Raw genomic sequence first — 18500 nt, 5'->3', positions numbered from 1 at the left:
TGCCAGAGTGGCCGCGGGCCCCCGGCCCCGGCGACAACTGCCGGGAGCCGGGGGGCCCGCGCGGTGCTCACACGCGGTGACGGATCGTCACATCTCGTGGCTGTGGTTGACGATGCAGCCGGCCTCGGCCTCTTCGTCCTCGCTGTGGGCGACGACCTCGATGTCCTCGTTCTCGGTCTCCGGGTTCGTGTTCTCGGGCATGTCCGTCTCCTTCGGTTGTCGGCGTCGTCCCGCCGGCTGAGAAGAAACGTACGGACGCCCGGTACGGGAACGCCTGGCCGCCGGTTCGGCACCGGTATGCACCGAGCACACGGACGCGCGACGCCCCCGGACCGCCGCCGTACGCTCCGCCACGCCCCGGCGCCGACCGCCGCGACCTGCGGACCAACCGGTCACCAGGCGTTCGTGAACCGGAAATCCGGCGCGCACGGCCACGATCCGGGACACCACCCGCGCGCGGCACGAGCGTGCGGCACGCGCACCGAGGAGGAGACGTGGAGCTGGCGGAACTCATCGGCCTGCGGCCGGTGCCCTGCGGCGGCCTGCTGGTGGCGCTCACCCGGCGCTGCCCGATGAGCTGCGCGCACTGCTCCACCGACTCCTCCATGGCCGCCACCGAGCAGCCCGACCCGGCCCACCTGCTGCGCTTCATCGGCTCGTTCGGCCCGCAGGACCGCCCCGAGGTGGTCATGCTGACCGGCGGCGAACCGCTGCTGCTGCCGGAACTCGCCGCCCGCCTGGCCGGCCTCGCCCGCGCCGCGGGCTCCCGCACGGCACTGCTCAGCGGGATGTTCTTCGCCCGCGGCGGCCGCGTCCCCGACCGGATCATGCGGGCGATCACCTCCCTCGACCACTTCTCGGCGAGCCTGGACGTCCACCACGAGCGCGAGGTCCCGCGCGCGGACGTGCTGCGCGCCCTGCGGGCCGTCCTCGACGCCGGGATCCCCGCCAGCATCCACCTCACCGGCACCGGCCCCGACGACCCGTACCTGGCGGACGTCGTCGCCGACGTCCGCCGCGCCTTCGCCGACCGGGTGCCCCTCCTCGTCAACGAGGTCCGCCCGCTCGGCCGGGCCACCGGCCTCGCCCCCGCCGCCCCCGCCGGACCGGACGGCTCCACCGCGGCGCCGTGCACCCTCGCGGCCTGGCCGGTGGTCGCCTTCGACGGGACCGTGACCGCCTGCTGCAACCAGTGGACGGTGGACCGCCGCCCCGTCCCCGCGCACCTGCGGCTCGGGCACATCGCCGAAGACGACTGGCCGGCCGTCCGGGAACGCTCCCTCGGCTCCCCGGTCCTGCGGATGCTGCGTGCCGTCGGCCCCCGGCGGCTGCACGCCCGCCACGGGACGGCGCCCGCCCCGGCCGGCTACTGCCGCAGCTGCCACGCGCTCGCCGACCGCCCCGAGGTCCTCGCGGGCGCGGCCCGCGACGGCGGGGGCCGGGTCGGCGAACTCCTCGACCGGCTCGCCGAGCAGCAGCAGCGCGCCGCCGGACCCGCCGCCCTGGTGCGGCGCATGGGCTGCGCCCGCTGGGCGCACCTGGTCGAGCCGCCGCCCGTACCGCCCGCGGCGCGGGAGAGCCGGCGATGACCGCCACCGCGTCCCTCGCGCTCAGGACCAAGCTCATGCCCACCACCACCGCCCTGCGGGCCGCGACCGCGCTCCTGTGGCGGCCGGACGGGCTGCGGCAGCGCTACCCCCGCTACCTGGCGGCCATGCACCCGCTCGTACGGGCCTCCGTGCCGCTGCTGGAGCGCGCCGCCGAACGGTGCGCCGAGCTCGACGGCCCGGCCGCCCGCACCCTCGCGGCGTACTGCCTGCGCCACGCCGGGGAGGAGCGCGACCACGACGCCTGGCTGCTCGACGACCTCGCCGCCGCCGGTGCCCGGCCGGCCGCCGTACCCCACCCCGTCGCCGTCGAACTCGCCGGAGCGCAGTACTACCGGATCGAGCACGAGCACCCCGTCACGCTGCTCGGCTACGTCGCGGTCCTGGAGGGCAACGCCCCCGGCCCCCGGCTCGCCGACCGCCTCGCCGAGGCCACCGGCCTCCCCGGCGCCGCCTTCCGCACCCTCAGGGAACACGCCGAGCTCGACGGCGGCCACCTTGACGACCTCCACCGGGTGCTGGACGCGCTCGCGCTCCCCCCGGACCTGCAGACCGCCGTCTCCGTCAGCGCGCTGCACACGGCGGACCTGCTGACCCGGCTCTTCCTCTCGCTCGCCGCAGACCCCGGAGGACACCCGTGACCGAGGACACCGTGCCCCACGACGACGCCCCGCCCGGCGGCGCCCCGCCGGCGCCCAGCCTGCGGGCGCTGACCGACGCGGGCTTCGACACCGACCGCCTGAGCGAGGACCAGCTGGAGGTCCTGCGCGCCCTCGCCCCGGAGGAACTGGCCCTGCTCGTCGACATCAGGGGGCGGCTCGACGCGGCGGCCCCCGAAGTACAGGCCCACGCCGACGTCGCGGGCGGCGCCCTCTTCTGACCCCTGCCGCCCCCGCCGCCCCGCGTCCACCGGAGGAACCCATGCCGTGCACCTCGTGCCGCAGCGCACTGCCGCCCGACGCCCGGTTCTGCCCCGCCTGCGGCAGCCCGTGTGCCGAGGGGCCGGTCACGGCCCGGCCGACCGGGCGCAAGGTGGTGACCGTCCTCTTCTGCGACCTGGTGGGCTCCACGGCGCTCTCCGGAGCGCTCGACGCGGAGACCCTGCGCTCGGTGACGCTCCGCTGGTTCGACCTGATGCGGCTGCGGATCGAGGAACAGGGCGGCACCGTCGAGAAGTTCATCGGGGACGCCGTCATGGCCGTCTTCGGCGTGCCGGCCGTACGGGAGGACGACGCCCGCCGCGCGGTGGCCGCCGCCCTGGGCATGCGGGAGGCGCTCGCCGGCCTCAACCTCCGGCTGGAACAGGGCGTCGGCGTCCGGCTCGAGATGCGCATCGGCCTCAACACCGGTCAGGCGGTGACCGGTTCGGCGACAGCGCGGCAGGCGATGGTCTCCGGCGAGGTGGTCAACGTCGCCGCCCGCCTGGAACAGAACGCTGCCGCCGGGGAGATCCTCATCGGACCCGGCACCCTGGCCGCCGCCGGGCCGGGCGTGCGGACGGCGCGGACCGGCCCGCTGCTGCTCAAGGGCAAGAAGGACCGGGTCGCCGCCCACCGCCTGCTCGGCCTGGACGAGGAGGAGGGCCCGGAGGCGCTGCGCCGGTTCGACCTCGCGTTCATCGGCCGGAGCCGCGAACTCGCCCTCGTCGACGAGGCGCTGGAGCGCGTGGTCCGCACCCGCCGGGCCGGCCGCCTGGTCGTCGGAGGGGAGGCGGGCCAGGGCAAGACCCGCCTCCTGCGGGAGTGGCTCCACCGGGCCACGGCCACGGCCGGCGGCCCGCGCCACGGCGTCGGGCGCTGCCGGGCCCGGGGCGAACAGCCCACCCTCGGACCCCTCGCCGACGCCGTCGCCGACCTCCTCGGGACCGGAGCGGCCGCCCCCTCGCCCGAACTCGACCTGCTCCGCCAGGGCCTGCTGCTGGACGGGACCCCCAACCCCTCGCCCGCCGACACCTGCGCCGCCCTCGCCAAGGTCCTCGCCGGCCTCTCCGCGGCCGAACCCGTGGTGCTGGTGATCGACGACTGCCACTGGGCCGCGCAGCCCCTCTTCGACGCCCTCGACCGGCTGCTGCGCGCACTCACCGACGCGGCCGTCCTCATCGTGCTGCTCACCCGCCCCCAACTGTTCGACGCACGGCCTGCGCTGTCCCTGGGAGCCGTGCCCCTCGGCGGGCTCTCCGACGCCGAGGCACAGCTCCTCGCCGCCGAGCTGACCGGCGGTACGGCGCACGGCGGCCCGCTCGGCCAACGGGTCCTGGCACGGGTCGGCGGCAACCCGCTGCACCTGGAGCAGCTGCTGGTCGCGGGGGACCCCGTCGACGCGGACAGCGTCCCGCTCCCGCTCCAGGCCCTGATCGGGGCCCGGATCGACGCGCTCGACCCGCCCGAGCACCGGGCCCTGGGCCTGGCGTCCGTCCTGGGCGGCGACTTCACCGCCGGCGAACTGGCGGAACTCGCCGGACGGCCCGCGCCGGAGTGGACCGGGCCCGGGCTGCGGCCCGTGCTGCACCGGCTGGTCCGGCACCGCCTGATCAGGCCGGACGGCGAGGCGTTCCGCTTCGCCGGGGGACTGATCCAGGAGGTCGTCTACGCCAGCCAGTCCAAGCAGGACCGGGCCGACCGGCACGAACGGGCGGCCCGGCTGGACTCGGTCCGCCGCCGGGGCAGCGCGGCGGTCGGCGGCCATCTCGAACAGGCCTACCGCTACCGGGTCGAGCTCGGCGCCCAGGACGCGCACACCGACGGGCTGCGCCGGCGCGCCGCCGACGCCCTCGCCGAGGCCGGCCGCCTGGCACTGGCCCACGCCGACCCGGTGTGGGCGGCCGACGTGCTCACCAGGGCCACGGCCCGGTACGCGCCCGGCGAGCCGGGCAGCACGGCGGCCCGCAGGCGGCTCGGACAGACGCTGCTGGACCTCGGGCGCGCCCCCGAAGGCAGGGCGCTGCTCGAAGAGGTGCTGGCCGAGGCCCGGGCCGGCGGAGGGGAGGCGGTGGAGACCGCGCACGCCCGCCTCGCCCTGGCCTCCGCCGGCCGGTCCGCCGGCGGACCCGGCGCATCCGGCGGCCCCGGCCCCGCCGCGGCCGACGAGTCGCCGGCGGAGGCCGCCGACGCCACCCTGCCCGTCTTCGCGGCCGCCGGCGACGAACTCGGCCAGGCTCGGGCCTGCCTGCGGCTCGCCCAGCGCGCCCAGGAAGAAGGCCGGCACCGGAGGGCGGAGCGGCTCCTCGCGGGCGCCCTGGACCACGCCGTGCGCGCCGACGCCGAGCCGGAGCGGGCCGCGGCCCTCGGCGCGACCGGAGTCTCGCTCTGGCGCGGCCCCCAGCCGGTACCGGACGCCGTGGCCCGCTGCCGCGAACTCCTCGCCGGCCAGGGAGCCGGCCGCCGGGCCGTCCGGCTGACGCTCAACTGCCCGCTGGCGGTGGTGCTGGCCCTCCACGACGACCGCGACGGGGCCTCGGCCTGCCTCGCGGAGGCCGGGCACCTCGCGAAGCGGCTCGGCTACGCGGAGGCCGACGCCTTCCTGCCGATCTTCACCGCGGCCGTCGCCGACCTGGCCGGCCGCCGCGAGGAGGCGCTGCTGAGCCTGGAACGGGCCGCCACCGCCGCGCGCGACCTGGGCGCCACGGCCCTGCTGCGCAGCGCCCTGCTGGACACCGCCCGCATCCGGCTGGACCTCGGCGACTGGCGGACCGCCCGCGGCACCCTCGCCGAACTGGACGCCGAGCGGGCCCGGCCGGCCCGGCCGCGGGCCGAGTCGGCGGACCTCGACGGCCTGCGCGCCCGCATCGCCGCCGCGCAGGGACGGGCCGCGGCCGCCACCCGGCTCGCCGCCCGGGCGCTCGCCACTGCCGCCCGCACCGACTCGCCCCTCGTCCAGGGCACCGCCGCCCTCGACCTCGCCCGTACGGACCTCGCACTGGACCGCCCCGCCGACGCGGCCGCCGCCGCGACGCGCGCCCGCCGTCACTTCGCCGCCAAGGGCCACCTCCCCGCCGTACGCCGGGCCGAGGCCGTGCTCTCCCGCTGCCACGGCCTCTCGCCCTGGCACGGACCCGCCGCCGGACGGGCCGCCGCAGCCGGAAAGGAAGGACCACGATGACCGCCGCGCCCCAACCGGGGCCCGCACTGACCTGGGGCCTGCGGGGGCGGAGCGCCGCCGACGTGCCCGTGGAGGCCGACGGCCCGCCGGACCCGCCCGAGCAGGGCCTGGTCGGCGGCTCCGGGCACGGCGTACGCGTCTGCGTCGTCGACTCGGGCGTCGAACGGGACCACCCCATGGTCGGCCCGGTCGACCGGTCGTGGCGGGTCTTCAAGGACGACGACGGGGTCCACGTCGAGGAGACGGAGGAGGGGGACGCCTGCGGCCACGGAACCGCCTGCGCCGGGATCATCCGGCGCACCGCGCCGGACTGCGAGCTGTCCAGCATCCGGGTGCTCGGCGACCGGTTCTCCGGCAGCGGGGACGTCCTGCTCGAAGGGATCCGGTGGGCCGTGCGCCAGCGCTTCGACGTGGTCAACCTCAGCCTGTCCACCACCCACGACCGCTTCGTGGAGGAACTGCGCCGGCTGGCCGACGAGGCGTACTTCCAGCAGACCGTGATCGTCGCCGCCGCGCACAACACGCGCGTGGAGAGCTTTCCCTGGCGCTTCTCCTCGGTGATCTCGGTCGGCAGCCACCAGGAGGACGACCCGGACCTCCACCTCTACAACCCCGAGCCCCCGGTGGAGTTCTTCGCCCCCGGCCAGAAGGTCCGGGTGGCGTGGCTCGGCGGCACCTCGATCAGCAGCTCCGGCAACAGCTACGCCACTCCGTTCATCTCGGGGCTGTGCGCGCGGATCCTGTCGAGCGGCCCCCGGCTGACACCGTTCCAGCTGAAGAACGCCCTGTACCTGTCCGCAGCCAACGTCCGTGTGCACGGACGCCGGTAACGACCGGCGCCGGAAGGGAAGCCCCATGGCCCAGACGATCGCACCCGCCGCGTCCGCGACACCCCGCCCGGATCCCGCCGTGGCGGAACTCCTGCAGTCGGTGGTGGACACCGCACGCGCCATCTTCGGCGCGCAGGCGAGTTCCGTCATGCTCCTGGACGCCGCGGCCGGCGAACTCGCCTTCGAGGCCGTCTCCGGGCAGGGACAGGAGTTCCTGGTGGGCCGCCGCTTCCCGGCGGGCCGGGGGATCGCCGGGTGGGTCGCCGCCTCGGGGGAGCCGATGGTGGTCGACGACCTGCGCGACAACGCCTCCTTCGACCGGGACATCGCCGAGTCCACCGGCTACGTCCCGGACGCGCTGATGGCCGCCCCCCTCGTCCGCGGGGACCGGGTCCTCGGCGTCCTGGAGGTCCTCGACCCCTCCCCGCAGGCCCGGTCCGGCCTGCCGGAACTCGACCTGCTGGGCCTCTTCGCCCGGCAGGCCGCCGTGGCCCTGCACGTGCTGACCACCCGCACGCCCCGGCGGCCCCCGCGGACGCCGGACCTCCGGGACGCGCAGGACGCCCCGGACGGGCCTTCGCGCACCGAACTCCTGCGCCTGCTCGCGCAGGCCCGCCGCCTCCTCGGAGAGTGAGCGGCGGCGGCCGGCCGGGGCGTCAGCTGGAGAGGGCCTCCAGGAGCCGGCCGACCTGCGGGTCGGGCAGGGAGCGGGCGACGTCGGCCTGGGCGACGATGCCGACGAGGGTGTGGCCGTCGATCACGGGCAGGCGGCGGACCTTGTGCTGCGTCATCGTGCGCAGGATCTCGGCGGTGTCGTCGTCGGCCCCGATGGTGACCGCCTCGCCCTGGGCGAACTCGCCGGCCTTGCAGGTGGCGGGGTCCTTCCCGGCGCCGAGGACCTTCACGACGATGTCGCGGTCGGTGAGCATGCCCTTCAGCCGCTGGTCGCTGCCGCAGATCGGGAGCGCGCCCACCCCGAGGCCGGTCATCTTCTTCGCCGCGTCCAGGATGCTGTCGTCCGCCCCGACGCAGGTCGCGTCCGGCGTCATGATCTCGCGTGCGGTGGTCACGGTGTGCCTCCCGAGGCGTGATCGGCCACGGGGCCGGTCCCGGCGGCCCGCTACCGGCCCGCCTGCCCCCTGCCGGGGCCCCCAAGCAGCCGCCGCACGGGTCATTGGGCACGTCCCGCAGGCATGGGTCGGCCGTGAGTGGACAGCCGCCGCTTAGCGGCCGTGAACCCGGGCCGCGGGGAACCGGAGCCGTGCGCAGCGGAGGAGGACGTGATGAAGGCCGTGACCTGGCAGGGCCGCCGCAAGATCGAGGTGGCGAACGTTCCGGATCCGCGGATCGTCGAACCCACGGATGCCGTGATCGAAGTGACGACGACCGGACTGTGCGGATCCGATCTGCACCTGTACGAGGTGCTGGGGCCGTTCCTGGACGCGGGGGACATCCTGGGACACGAACCGATGGGGGTGGTCGCCGAGGTGGGGCCGCAGGTCCGGGAACTGAAGGCCGGCGACCGGGTCGTCGTACCGTTCAACGTGTCCTGCGGAACCTGCTTCATGTGCGAGCGCGGGCTGCACTCGCAGTGCGAGACGACCCAGGTCCACGAACACGGCAGCGGCGCGAGCCTCTTCGGGTACACCAAGCTCTACGGGCAGGTCCCCGGCGGGCAGGCCGAATACCTGCGCGTCCCCTTCGCCGACACCCTCCCCATCCGTGTTCCCGAGGGACCGCCCGACGAACGGTTCGTCTACCTGTCGGACGTCCTGCCGACCGCCTGGCAGGCCGTCGTCTACGCGGACGTCCCGCCGGGCGGCAGCGTCGCCGTCCTGGGCCTCGGACCCATCGGCGACATGTGCACCCGCATCGCCGCCCACCGGGGGGCCGGCCGGGTGATCGGCATCGACCTGGTGCCCGAACGGCTCGCCCGTGCCGCCGGAAACGGCGTACAGGTCTTCGACCTGCTCCAGTACGGGGACCAGCTCGTCGACGCCGTCCGCGGCGCCACCGGCGGCCGCGGCCCGGACGCCGTGATCGACGCCGTCGGCATGGAGGCCCACGGCGGCGCAGGCGCCAGGGCCGCGCAGACCGCCACCGGCCTGCTCCCCGACGCCCTGGCCGCCGCGCTGATGAAGAAGGCCGGCGTGGACAGCCTGGCCGCCCTGTACCTGGCCGTCGACCTCGTACGCCGCGGCGGCACCGTCTCCATCTCCGGGGTCTACGGCGGAGCCGCCGACCCGATGCCGCTGCTGACGATGTTCGACAAGCAGATCCAGCTGCGCATGGGACAGGCCAACGTCCGCCGCTGGGTCGACGACCTGCTCCCCCTGCTGACCGACGGAGACCCCCTCGGCGCCGAGGGCTTCGCCACGCACCACCTGTCCCTGGACGACGCCCCCCGGGCGTACGAGGACTTCCAGAAGAAGAGGGACAACATGGTGAAGGTCCTCTTCCACCCGTGACGGACCCGCAGGGGCATCCGCGGGCATCTCCGCAGGCGTTTCCGCACCCGCCCCGTGGGCAGGCGGCCGGTATGGACCAGGCGAGGACCACCGGCCCGTGCCGGCTGCTGCTGGTGCGGCACGCGAAGGCCGTACCCAAGGGCCAGCCGACCGACGACTTCGACCGCCCGCTGAGCGACCGGGGAAGGGCCGACGCCCCCCGCACGGGCCGCTGGCTCGCGGACAGCGGGTTCGCGCCCGGCCTGGTGCTCTGCTCCCCGTCCCGCAGGACGCGCCAGACCTGGCAGCTGGCGGCCCCCGCGCTGGCGGACCCGCCGCCCGCCGTGTACGACGACCGGCTCTACAACGCGGCCCCGAGCGTGCTCGTCTCCGTACTGGCCGAGCGGGGGCGGGGCCTCGGGTCCCTGCTGCTGGTCGGCCACAACTCGGGCATCCACGAACTGGCCGCCGGCCTGTGCGGCAGCGGACCCCCGGACCTGCTGGAGCGGGTGGCGGCGGGCTTCCCGACCTCGGGCGTGGTGGTGGTGGACGTACCCGGCGGCTGGGAGCGGCTGTACCCGGGCAGCGGGACCGTGGCGGCCGTCTGGTCGCCGTCCGACTGACCCGCCGAGGAGCCGGCCGGGCGCCCGCCGAGAACCCGGCGGGCGCCGCGTGCTGCACCCTGCGAGCCTCACCCCTCCCCGTCCTCCTCCCCTTCTCCGTCCCCGGACCGCAGGAGCCGCAGCACGGCGCGTTCGACGCGTCCGTGGGTGGCCGGCCGGCCGAAGACGCCGTCCTTGCCGAGCGTTCCGAGGGCCGGGGCGACCGTCTCCCCCTCCTCGTAGAGCTCGATGACGCGCGGATGGATGTAGGAGGCCCTGCACACGGCGGGGGTGTTCCCCAGGTACCCGCTGACCTCCCGCACGGCGCGGGCCACCACCCCGTTCCGGCGGGCGGGGGAGCCGTCGGCGGTGCCCTCGGACACGGCCAGGGCCACCGCGGCCAGCACGGTCGCGCACCAGGTCCTGAAGTCCTTCGCGGTCACGTCCTGCCCCGACCGGTCCCGCAGGTAGGCGTTGAGGTCCTCGGCGTGGAGCTCGTGCCACGCCCCGCGCTCCCAGTACGCGAAGAGCCGCGGGCCCGGCTCCCTGCGCCGGAGCAGCGCCCGGACCACCGCGTGGGCCTGCTCGTCGACGAGGGCCCGGGTGACCTGCTTGCCGGACTTGGCGGGGAAGCACAGGCGGATCTCCCCGCCCCGGCAGGAGGCGTGCTCCCGCAGCAGGGTCGTCAGCCCGAAGCTCCCGTTGTCACGGGCGTAGCGCTCCCCGCCGACGCGCAGGAAGCCCAGGTCGAGGAGGCGGGTCAGGCAGGCCAGCACGCGGACGCGGGTCAGTCCGCGCCCGTCGAGGTCGCTCGCCACCCGCTTCCTCAGTCGGGGCAGCGAGCGGGCCACCCGCTGGACGTGCGCGTGCTTGGCCGCGTCCTGCCGCTCCCGGAAGCGCGGGTGGTAGAGGTACTGGCGCCGACCGGCGGCGTCCGTCCCCACCGCCTGGACGTGGCCGTTGGGCCAGGGGCAGACCCAGACGTCCTGCCAGGCCGGCGGGATCACGAGGGCGCGCACCCGTTCACGGTCCGCCGGGGAGAGGGGCAGCCCGTCCGTCCCCAGGTAACGGAACCCGCGGCCGTGCCGCACCCGGCGCCACCCCGGGCCGTGCGGGTCGCTGGTCCGCAGCCGCGCGGCCACCTGCCGTCAGTCCGCGTCGGGGTGGGACTGCGTCCGCAGGGTCCACGCCCGCCCCGGGCAGTCGTAGGGGAGGGGAGGGAACCGGTGCCCGCGCACGTCGGTGCTCTTGCTCCACGGGTGTTCCCTGCCGTAGTCACAGGCGTAGATGCCGCTCTGCGTGACGATCTCACCCGGTTTCCACTGCTCTGTCTGCTTCATGCCGGGCGCCTACCCCGGTACGTGCCGGCGCACCCGGGTCCCGACGCGACGGGGTTCATTCCGGCGGAGCGGGTAGGCGGCCGACGAGAACGGCCGAGGAAGCAGGGGCGGGACGGCGTGCTCCGCCCGGCTTCCGTTCGAGAAATCCGGGAGAACACATGACCACGAAGCGCACCCCTGCGGCATCGCGGCCGGACGACGCCGGTCTGCCGGGCAAGCCCGGACCGGTGTCCCCGTCCGTGGCCGAACCGGTGGACCCCGCGGCACCGCTCCCGCCCAAGGCGGACCAGGAGGGCCCCGAGACGGTCGGCCCCACCGGCCAGGCCACCGGGGCGGACCAGTCGCAGGTCGCACAGGGCGGCGCGTACCTCACCACCGCCCAGGGCGCGAGGCTCTACGAGAGCGACCACTCCCTGAAGGCAGGACCCCGCGGGCCGGTCCTCCTCCAGGACCACCACCTGCGCGAGAAGATCACCCACTTCGACCACGAGCGGATCCCCGAGCGCGTTGTCCACGCGCGCGGCGCCGCGGCGCACGGCGTCTTCCAGGGCTACGGCACGGCCGGTGAGGTCACGCGGGCCGCCTTCCTGGCGAAGGGCGTGGAGACCCCCGTGTTCGTCAGGTTCTCCACCGTGCTCGGCTCGCGCGGGTCCGCCGACACGGTGCGCGACACCCGGGGCTTCGCGACGAAGTTCTACACCGACGAGGGCACGTTCGACCTGGTCGGCAACAACATCCCGGTGTTCTTCATCCAGGACGCCGTCAAGTTCCCCGACGTCATCCACGCCGGCAAGCCGCACCCCGACCGGGAGATACCGCAGGCGCAGAGCGCCCACGACACGTTCTGGGACTTCGTGTCCCTGCACACCGAGGCCACCCACCACACCCTCTGGAACATGTCCGACCGGGGCATCCCGCGCTCCTACCGGATGATGGAGGGCTTCGGCGTCCACACCTTCCGCCTCGTCGGCCCGACCGGCGACACCTCCCTCGCGAAGTTCCACTGGAAGCCGAGGCTCGGGGTGCACTCCCTGGTCTGGGAGGAAGCCCAGCTGATCAGCGGCACCGACCCCGACTTCCACCGCCGGGACCTCTTCGACGCCATCGAGGCCGGTGCGTTCCCGCAGTGGGAGCTCTGCATCCAGGTCTTCCCCGACACCCCGGAGCAGACCTTCGAGGGCATCGACCTCCTCGACCCCACCAAACTCGTCCCCGAGGAGCTGGCCCCCGTCCAGCCCATCGGGCTGATGACCCTGAACGCCAACGTCAAGAACTTCTTCGCCGAGACCGAACAGGTCGCCTTCCACCCCGGCCACCTCGTCCCCGGGATCGACGTCACCGACGACCCCCTCCTCGCGGGCCGGCTGTTCTCCTACCTCGACACCCAGATCAGCCGGCTGGGCGGCCCCAACTTCGGTCAGATCCCCGTCAACCGGCCGCACGCGCCCGTCAACGACATGCTCCGCGACGGCATGCACCAGAGCGCCGTCCACACCGGCGTCGCCCCCTACCGGCCCAACAGCCTCGACGGCGGCTGCCCCTTCCTCGCGGGCGCAGACACCGCCGCCTTCGTGGAAGCCCCCGTCGAGGTCCCCGCGGCGAGCAAGGTCCGCGAGGCGCCCGCCTCCTTCTCGGACCACTTCACCCAGCCCCGGCTCTTCTGGCTCAGCATGACCCCGCCCGAGCGCGAACACATCATCGCCGCCTACACCTTCGAGCTGGGCAAGTGCCACGAGCAGGCCGTCCGGGAACGCACCCTGGGGGTCCTGGCGAACATCGACCCCGAACTCTGCGCGCAGGTGGCCGAAGGCCTCGGACTGCCCGCCCCCGCCGCGACCGTCCCCCTCGTGACGCCCGATCCCAGCCCCGCCCTCTCGCAGCTGGGATCCACCTGGCCGGCGGACGGCCGCGTGGTCGGCCTGATCGCCGACCCGGCGTCCGACCTGGACGGCGTACGGACCGCCCGGCAGGCCGTCCTGGACTCCGGCATGGTCCCGCTCGTCGTCGCCCCCACCGGCGGCACCCTCGCCGCGGACGGCGACCCCATCACCGTCCAGCGCACCTACGCCACCGCCCGGTCCGTGGAATTCGACGCCCTGCTGCTCGCGGGCACGCCCGCACCGGGCTCCGACGCCCACGGCGCACGGGACGCGAAGGCCGGGGCACCCGCGCCCGAGGCCTGCGACCCGCGGGTCGCGCTCCTGCTCACCGAGGCCTACCGGCACGGTAAGGCCATCGGCGGCTGGAACGGCGCCGCCGGGCTCCTCGGCGCCCTGGGCATCGCCGCCGACGGCCCCGGCGTCACCCTGGGCGAGGACGGCGCTTCGGCCGTCGAAGGGGTCACCGAGGCCCTGGCCGGCCACCGGGCGTGGGACAGGTTCCCGCCCGCCGCCTGACCCGGCCCCCGCCTGACCCGCCCCCGCCCGACCCGGCCGGGGGCGGTCACGGCCGGGTCGGTCACGGCTTCTTCGGGGACGCCCCCTCCCCCCGGGACGGGGCGCCGGCCCCGGACCAGGAGCGCCACAGGGCCGCGTAGGCCCCGTCGGCCGCCAGGAGTTCGGTGTGGCTGCCGAGTTCGACGATCCGGCCCGCCTCCATCACCGCGATGCGGTCGGCGTCGTGCACGGAGTCCAGCCGGTGCACGATCGAGATGACCGTGCGGCCCTCGATCAGGGCCGCCAGCGAGCGCTCGACGCGGCGTGACGCCGTCGAGTCCAGCAGGGCGGTGGCCTCGTCCAGGACCAGCGCGTGCGGGTCGGACAGCAGCAGGCGGGCCAGGGCCAGCTGCTGGGCGTGGGAGGGGGAGACCGGGGCGGTGCCCGGGCCGATCTCGCTGTCCAGGCCCTCGGGCAGGGAGCGGGCCCAGTCCGCGAGGAGGACGGTCTCCAGCGCCTCCCACAGGCGGTCGTCCGCCGGGCCGGCCGGGTCCGTGGTCCCCTCGGCGTCCCCGGCGGCCCCCGCCTCCTGGGCGGCCAGGGTCAGGTTGTCCCGCAGCGTGCCCGTGAACACGTGCTGCTCCTGGGTGACCAGGACGACCTCCTGCCGCAGCTGGCCCACCGGCAGCCGGGCCACGTCGGCGCCGCCGATGCTGACGGTCCCCCGGGTGGCGTGGTGCACCCCGGCGAGCAGCTTGCCCAGAGTGGACTTGCCCGCCCCCGAGGCGCCGACGACCACCAGCTTCTCGCCGGGGGCGATGGTCAGGTCGATGCCGCTGAGCACCTCGCGGCCGGGACCGTAGCCGAAGCCGACGCCCTCCAGGCGCAGGGCGTGCCCGTCGAGCACGGCGGGCGGACGCGGTTCCTCCCTGGGCAGCCGTTCGACGCCGAGGATGCGCCGCAGCGCGGCGTTCCCGATCTGCAGCTCGTCGGTCCAGGTCAGCAGGTCGTTGAGGGGTTCGCCGAGGGCCTGGACGTAGAGGACGACGGCGGTCAGTTCCGCCAGCCCGACCTCCCCGCGCTGATAGGCCAGACCCCCGATCAGGAGGGTGAGCGCCATCGGGACCATGGTGGCCAGGTCCAGGCTGGGGAACCAGATGGTCTGCAGCCAGGTGGTGCGCTGCCGGGTGCGGACCACCCGGTCGACGGCCGCGCCGTGGCGGCCGGTCTGCCGGGGGCCGAGGCCGAGGGCCTCGATGGTGGCGGCGCCGCGGGTGCTCTCGTGCGTGACGGCCAGTACGTCGGCTTCCTGCGCGAGCAGCCGCTCGTACGCGCGGGTGGCCCGCGGCCGGTACCACCACGTGGACAGGGCGGCGAAGGGCACGCCCGCCAGCAGGCCGAGGGCGAGCAGCGGCGAGGTGAGCAGGATCGCCGCGAAGGTGAACACCAGGGTGACGGCGGCCAGCGCGATGCGCGGGACGGCCTGGCGGATGCTCTCGTTCAGCCGGTCGGCGTCGTTGGTGGCCCGGCTGAGCAGGTCGCCGGTGCCGACGGCCTCCACCTCGGACAGGGGCAGCCCGAGGACGCGGCGGACGAAGCCCTCGCGGGTGCGGGCCAGGACGCGTTCGCCGAGCAGGGTGGCCTGGGTGCGGGCGGCGCGGGCCAGGAGGGCGTGGGCGACGAGGATGGCGACGAAGGTCAGGGCGAGGACGTCGACCCGGCCGGCGGTGGTGCCGTTCTTGATGGACTCGACCAGGTGCCCCAGCAGCCGAGGGCCGATCAGTCCGGCCACCAGGGCGGCGGCGAACAGTCCGAAGGTGAGGGCCAGCCGGCGCGCCTCGGTACGGACGAACGCGCCGGTCCAGGCGCGGACCTCGGCCCGGTCCGCGAGGGGCAGGCGCCCGGCGGCGGACGGTCCGGCGGGAGCGGGGTCCACGGCGGTGTCCGGGTCCGCCGCGGGGGCCCGGGTGGAGGCGGGGGTGGTGGTCATGAGGGCACTCCTGCGGAGCGGTGGGGGCCGTCGGCGGCGGCGTCCGGTTCCGCGGCGAGGCGGACCGTGCGGTCGGCGGCGCCGCGCCACAGGGGGCTGTCGGAGAGCACCACGGTGGTGCGTCCGGCGCGCAGCGCGGCGACCCGGTCGACGATGCGGGCCTCGGTGTGGGCGTCGACGGAAGCGGTGGGGTCCTCCAGGACGAGGACGTCGGGGGCGGCGAGTAGGGCGCGGGCGAGGACGAGGCGCTGGCGCTGGCCGCCGGACAGGGCGCGGCCGCCCTCGTCCAGCCACGCGTCCGGTCCGCCGGGCAGGGCCGCGACGACGTCGGAGGCGTCGGCCGCGTACAGGGCCCGGGCCAGCGCCTCCCGGGACCGCGTGGAACCGGCGCTCAGTTCCTCGCGCACGGTGCCGCTGAAGAGGGTGTCGGCCGGTCCGGAGCGCAGCAGCCGCGCGGACAGCTCGGCGGGGTCCACCCGGTCCAGCGGTACGCCGCCCAGCCGGACGGCCGAGGGGCCGGCGGGCCCGGGGCGGGCGAGCCGGTCGGCGAGGTCGGCCATGCGGTCGGCCGGGCCGGTGAGCACGGTGAGCCGGCCGGCCTCGGCGGTGATGCCGCTGTCGGGGTCGGTCAGGGCGAGGGCCCCGGCGGGCAGCGGCTCGGGGAGCTCGGGCCGCACGGTGTCGGGGGTCAGGCGCAGCAGGGTGCAGACCCGGCCGGCGGCGACCTTGGCGAGGCTGAGGGTCTCGGCGGCCTCGGTGGCGGTGCTCACGGGCAGGGTGAGGAAGGCGGAGGCGCCGTAGAACGCGACGAGTTCCCCGGCGGTGATGGTGCCGTTCAGGGCGAGGCGGGCACCGAGCCAGACGATCCCGACGGTGACCAGCCCCGGCAGGAAGACCCCGGCGGCCTGGAGCCAGGCCTCCATGCGGCCGGCGGACTCGCCGGCCCGGCGGACCTGCTGGCTGGTGCGGCGGAAGCGGGCCGCGAAGGCCGCCTCGCCGCCGATGCCCCGCAGGATGCGCAGCCCGGCGACGATGTCGCCGGCCTGGGAGGTGGCGACGCCCATCAGCTCGCGCTGCGCCTCGTCGCGTTCCTGGAGGGGCCGCAGCAGCGGGCCGATGCTGAGCACGGCGGCGGGGACGCCGACGAGCACGGCCAGTCCGAGGACGGGCGAGGTGACGGTGAGCGCCACGGCCACGAGGACGGCGGCGACGACCGCGCCCACGGTGCGGCCGATGACCTCGAAGGAGTTGCCGATGCTCTCCACGTCGGCGGCGGCGGAGGCGGCGACGTCCCCGGCGCGGGCCTTGCCGCGCAGGGTGGCGCCGAGGCGGACCACCTGACGCATCAGCACCCGGTGCGTGGTGGACAGGGCGTGGGCCTCGGCCCCGACGGCGGCCTGGATCAGGCCGGCGCCGGCGAGGGCCTGCAGGACGCCGAGGCCGAGGGCGAGCAGCGACCACAGGTACAGGCCGGTCTGCGCCGTGTCCTGCCCGGCCGCGTCGATCGCCCGGCCGATGACCAGCGGGACCAGCGCGAGGGGGATCATCCAGAGCACGCCGAGCGCGGCGGCGAGCACGAGCGGCCAGGGCCGGATGCGCACCAGCCACCACAGGTAGGCCCAGGGGCCGCGGGAGTCCGCCTCGGGGACGGCGGCGGGGTCGACGGAGGCGTCGAAGAGGCGGTTGCTCACAGGTACCGGTCCAGGGTGCCCGCGCGGTCGACCTTGCCGGTGCGGGTGTGCACGAGTTCGGGCACGGCGATGATCCGGTCGGGGACCAGGGGAGCGGGCACCGCCTCCCGCAGCCGCTCGCGCAGGTCCGCCGTGCCGTCCCCGCTTCCGGCCGGGCCGGACAGGACGACGAACGCCACCAGCGCCGTGTGGTCGCCCTTGCGGTGGCCGGCCGCGGCGACGGCGGTGACGCCGGGGAGCCGACCCAGGGCCCCCTCCACGTCGAGGAGGTCCACCCGGTGGCCGCGGATCTTTACCTGGTGGTCGATGCGGCCGTGGAAGACGAGCGAGCCGTCGGCGGTCTCCGTGACGAGGTCCCCGGTGCGGTACCAGCGTTCGCCGCCGGGCGCGGGATCGCCTGCCGGGAACCGTTCGGCGGTCCGCTCCGGGTCGTCCACGTAGCCGAGGGCCAGCTGGGGCCCGGCCAGGAGGAGTTCGGCCGGCCCGTGCGGCGCGTCGGGGCGGGGTACGAGCACCTGCCGTACGGAGGGCAGCGGCCGTCCGATCGGCACCCCGGCGGGGAAGGAGGCGGGCGCGCCCGGCCCGGCGAGGACCGCGCTGTGGGTGACGAGCGCGGTCTCGGTCGACCCGTAGGTGTTGAGCAGGACGACCTCGTCCGCGCCGAGCCGCCGCCAGCGCTCCAGCATGTCCGGGCGGACGGCCTCGCCGCCGATCACGACGGTCTCGAGCGAGGCCGGCACGGTCCGCCCCGAGTCCAGCAGGTGGCCGGTCCAGACGTGCCAGTAGTCGACGGGCAGGTTGACCAGGGTGATCTCGTGGTCGGTCAGGACCCGGTCGAGGTCGGCCTCGCTGTCCTCCTCCAGGACGACGAGCCCTCCCGCCAGCAGGACCGGCAGGACCTCCTCCAGGCTGGTGTCACCGTCCATGCGGTGGAAGTTGAGGGCCACGGTCTCCGGCCCGACGCCGTACTGCCGCCGCAGCGGGGGCAGTACGGCGTGCAGCGCGCCGTGCGGGATCGCGGCGGCCTTGGGGGCGCCGGTGGAACCCGAGGTGAACAGCACGTACGCGGGGTCCTCGGCCCGCACCGGTTCCCCGGTCTCGCGGGGCGGGGCCTGCGTCCGGCCCCAGTTGGGCCGCAGCACCCGGTCGACGGCGGACACCTCCCCCGGGCCGGCGGTGGCGATCAGCTCCCGGCAGCCGAGCCGGCGCAGGGCCGCGTCGGCGTGGCCGGCGGGGCCGTCGGCCACGGGGACGTAGGCGCGGCCGGCGGCGAGGACGCCGAGGACGGCCGCGATGTCGCGGGCCGTGTGGTGGACCTGGACGGCCACCGGCGGCTGCGCGCCCGCCGGGCCGCGGGTGGCGACGAGGTCGGCCACGGACCCTGCCCAGCCGGCCAGTTGGCCGTAGCCGACGGTCACTCCGTTGTCGACGACCGCGGGCCGGTCCGGGTCGGATCGGGCGAGGGCGAAGAAGGGGTCGAGCACGCTGGGCAGGGTCATGGCAGCAGGTTCCGGTCCGTC

General features: G+C 75.9%; 15 protein-coding genes. 9 read left to right on the top strand and 6 right to left on the bottom strand.

The window, feature by feature from the left end:
• Window positions 1-494 precede the first annotated feature (494 nt).
• From D1J60_RS05370 to D1J60_RS05345, 6 genes are read left to right on the top strand one after another with little or no spacing between them, the layout of a single operon-like run.
• On the top strand, window positions 495-1589 hold the full coding sequence (locus tag D1J60_RS05370) for a radical SAM protein (protein ID WP_125820334.1): 1095 nt from the start codon (window positions 495-497) through the stop codon (window positions 1587-1589).
• Window positions 1586-2248 (top strand): iron-containing redox enzyme family protein, encoded by a 663-nt coding sequence (locus D1J60_RS05365; protein ID WP_125820333.1) that lies wholly within the window; start codon window positions 1586-1588, stop codon window positions 2246-2248. Before D1J60_RS05370 ends, D1J60_RS05365 begins: the two co-directional genes overlap by 4 nt.
• 11 nt (window positions 2249-2259) lie before the next feature.
• Window positions 2260-2487, top strand: a complete 228-nt coding sequence (locus D1J60_RS05360; RefSeq protein ID WP_125823881.1) for an aroma-sacti cluster domain-containing protein — start codon at window positions 2260-2262, stop codon at window positions 2485-2487.
• A 41-nt stretch (window positions 2488-2528) separates the two neighbouring features.
• On the top strand, window positions 2529-5705 hold the full coding sequence (locus D1J60_RS38605; RefSeq protein WP_125820332.1) for an adenylate/guanylate cyclase domain-containing protein: 3177 nt from the start codon (window positions 2529-2531) through the stop codon (window positions 5703-5705).
• Window positions 5702-6535: a S8 family serine peptidase gene (locus D1J60_RS05350; protein ID WP_125820331.1), complete on the top strand. Its 834-nt coding sequence runs from the start codon at window positions 5702-5704 to the stop codon at window positions 6533-6535. The genes D1J60_RS38605 and D1J60_RS05350 overlap by 4 nt, the downstream gene beginning before the upstream one ends.
• 25 nt (window positions 6536-6560) lie before the next feature.
• Window positions 6561-7169 (top strand): GAF domain-containing protein, encoded by a 609-nt coding sequence (locus D1J60_RS05345; protein WP_125594368.1) that lies wholly within the window; start codon window positions 6561-6563, stop codon window positions 7167-7169.
• 22 nt (window positions 7170-7191) lie between these two features.
• Here the strand turns inward: D1J60_RS05345 and D1J60_RS05340 are convergent, their stop codons facing one another.
• On the bottom strand, window positions 7192-7605 hold the full coding sequence (locus tag D1J60_RS05340) for a CBS domain-containing protein (protein WP_206436485.1): 414 nt from the start codon (window positions 7603-7605) through the stop codon (window positions 7192-7194).
• A gap of 213 nt (window positions 7606-7818) precedes the next feature.
• Here D1J60_RS05340 and D1J60_RS05335 point away from each other — a divergent pair, with 213 nt between their 5' ends.
• Both D1J60_RS05335 and D1J60_RS05330 read left to right on the top strand, forming a co-directional pair.
• Window positions 7819-9003 carry an alcohol dehydrogenase catalytic domain-containing protein gene (locus D1J60_RS05335; RefSeq protein ID WP_125820330.1) on the top strand — a complete coding sequence of 395 codons (1185 nt, stop codon included), beginning with the start codon at window positions 7819-7821 and terminating at the stop codon, window positions 9001-9003.
• 71 nt (window positions 9004-9074) lie between these two features.
• Window positions 9075-9605 carry a histidine phosphatase family protein gene (locus D1J60_RS05330; RefSeq protein ID WP_125820329.1) on the top strand — a complete coding sequence of 177 codons (531 nt, stop codon included), beginning with the start codon at window positions 9075-9077 and terminating at the stop codon, window positions 9603-9605.
• Window positions 9606-9673: 68 nt separating this feature from the next.
• On the opposite strand, the gene D1J60_RS05325 is transcribed toward D1J60_RS05330, so the two are convergent.
• Entirely contained in the window at window positions 9674-10726 is a 1053-nt protein-coding gene (locus D1J60_RS05325) for a DNA topoisomerase IB (protein WP_125820328.1), read from the bottom strand.
• 6 nt (window positions 10727-10732) lie between these two features.
• Window positions 10733-10924: a hypothetical protein gene (locus D1J60_RS05320; RefSeq protein ID WP_125820327.1), complete on the bottom strand. Its 192-nt coding sequence runs from the start codon at window positions 10922-10924 to the stop codon at window positions 10733-10735.
• A gap of 158 nt (window positions 10925-11082) precedes the next feature.
• Here D1J60_RS05320 and D1J60_RS05315 point away from each other — a divergent pair, with 158 nt between their 5' ends.
• Window positions 11083-13320 (top strand): catalase, encoded by a 2238-nt coding sequence (locus D1J60_RS05315; protein ID WP_125820326.1) that lies wholly within the window; start codon window positions 11083-11085, stop codon window positions 13318-13320.
• 61 nt (window positions 13321-13381) lie between these two features.
• On the opposite strand, the gene D1J60_RS05310 is transcribed toward D1J60_RS05315, so the two are convergent.
• From D1J60_RS05310 to D1J60_RS05300, 3 genes are read right to left on the bottom strand one after another with little or no spacing between them, the layout of a single operon-like run.
• Window positions 13382-15289 carry an ABC transporter ATP-binding protein gene (locus tag D1J60_RS05310; RefSeq protein WP_125820325.1) on the bottom strand — a complete coding sequence of 636 codons (1908 nt, stop codon included), beginning with the start codon at window positions 15287-15289 and terminating at the stop codon, window positions 13382-13384.
• On the bottom strand, window positions 15286-16980 hold the full coding sequence (locus D1J60_RS05305) for an ABC transporter ATP-binding protein (protein WP_125820324.1): 1695 nt from the start codon (window positions 16978-16980) through the stop codon (window positions 15286-15288). Before D1J60_RS05305 ends, D1J60_RS05310 begins: the two co-directional genes overlap by 4 nt.
• The gene (locus D1J60_RS05300) at window positions 16977-18479 is read right to left on the bottom strand and encodes an AMP-binding protein (RefSeq protein ID WP_125820323.1); all 1503 of its coding nucleotides are present in this window, start codon (window positions 18477-18479) and stop codon (window positions 16977-16979) included. The genes D1J60_RS05305 and D1J60_RS05300 overlap by 4 nt, the downstream gene beginning before the upstream one ends.
• Window positions 18480-18500: the final 21 nt, after the last annotated feature.

This window comes from Streptomyces sp. W1SF4, assembly GCF_003950035.1.
Classification (GTDB): Bacteria; Actinomycetota; Actinomycetes; order Streptomycetales; family Streptomycetaceae; genus Streptomyces; species Streptomyces racemochromogenes.
The sequence above is the reverse complement of the archived record's forward strand: the minus strand, read 5'-3'. Positions and strand labels throughout refer to the sequence as shown.

What these genes read in the sequence shown, in the direction of transcription:
- D1J60_RS05365 (WP_125820333.1), top strand. Translation starts at nt 1,586, where the DNA reads ATGACCGCCACCGCGTCCCTCGCGCTCAGGACCAAGCTCATGCCCACC.
- D1J60_RS38605 (WP_125820332.1), top strand. Translation starts at nt 2,529, where the DNA reads ATGCCGTGCACCTCGTGCCGCAGCGCACTGCCGCCCGACGCCCGGTTC.
- D1J60_RS05350 (WP_125820331.1), top strand. Translation starts at nt 5,702, where the DNA reads ATGACCGCCGCGCCCCAACCGGGGCCCGCACTGACCTGGGGCCTGCGG.
- D1J60_RS05345 (WP_125594368.1), top strand. Translation starts at nt 6,561, where the DNA reads ATGGCCCAGACGATCGCACCCGCCGCGTCCGCGACACCCCGCCCGGAT.
- D1J60_RS05335 (WP_125820330.1), top strand. Translation starts at nt 7,819, where the DNA reads ATGAAGGCCGTGACCTGGCAGGGCCGCCGCAAGATCGAGGTGGCGAAC.
- D1J60_RS05330 (WP_125820329.1), top strand. Translation starts at nt 9,075, where the DNA reads ATGGACCAGGCGAGGACCACCGGCCCGTGCCGGCTGCTGCTGGTGCGG.
- D1J60_RS05320 (WP_125820327.1), bottom strand. Translation starts at nt 10,924, where the DNA reads ATGAAGCAGACAGAGCAGTGGAAACCGGGTGAGATCGTCACGCAGAGC.
- D1J60_RS05315 (WP_125820326.1), top strand. Translation starts at nt 11,083, where the DNA reads ATGACCACGAAGCGCACCCCTGCGGCATCGCGGCCGGACGACGCCGGT.
- D1J60_RS05310 (WP_125820325.1), bottom strand. Translation starts at nt 15,289, where the DNA reads ATGACCACCACCCCCGCCTCCACCCGGGCCCCCGCGGCGGACCCGGAC.
- D1J60_RS05300 (WP_125820323.1), bottom strand. Translation starts at nt 18,479, where the DNA reads ATGACCCTGCCCAGCGTGCTCGACCCCTTCTTCGCCCTCGCCCGATCC.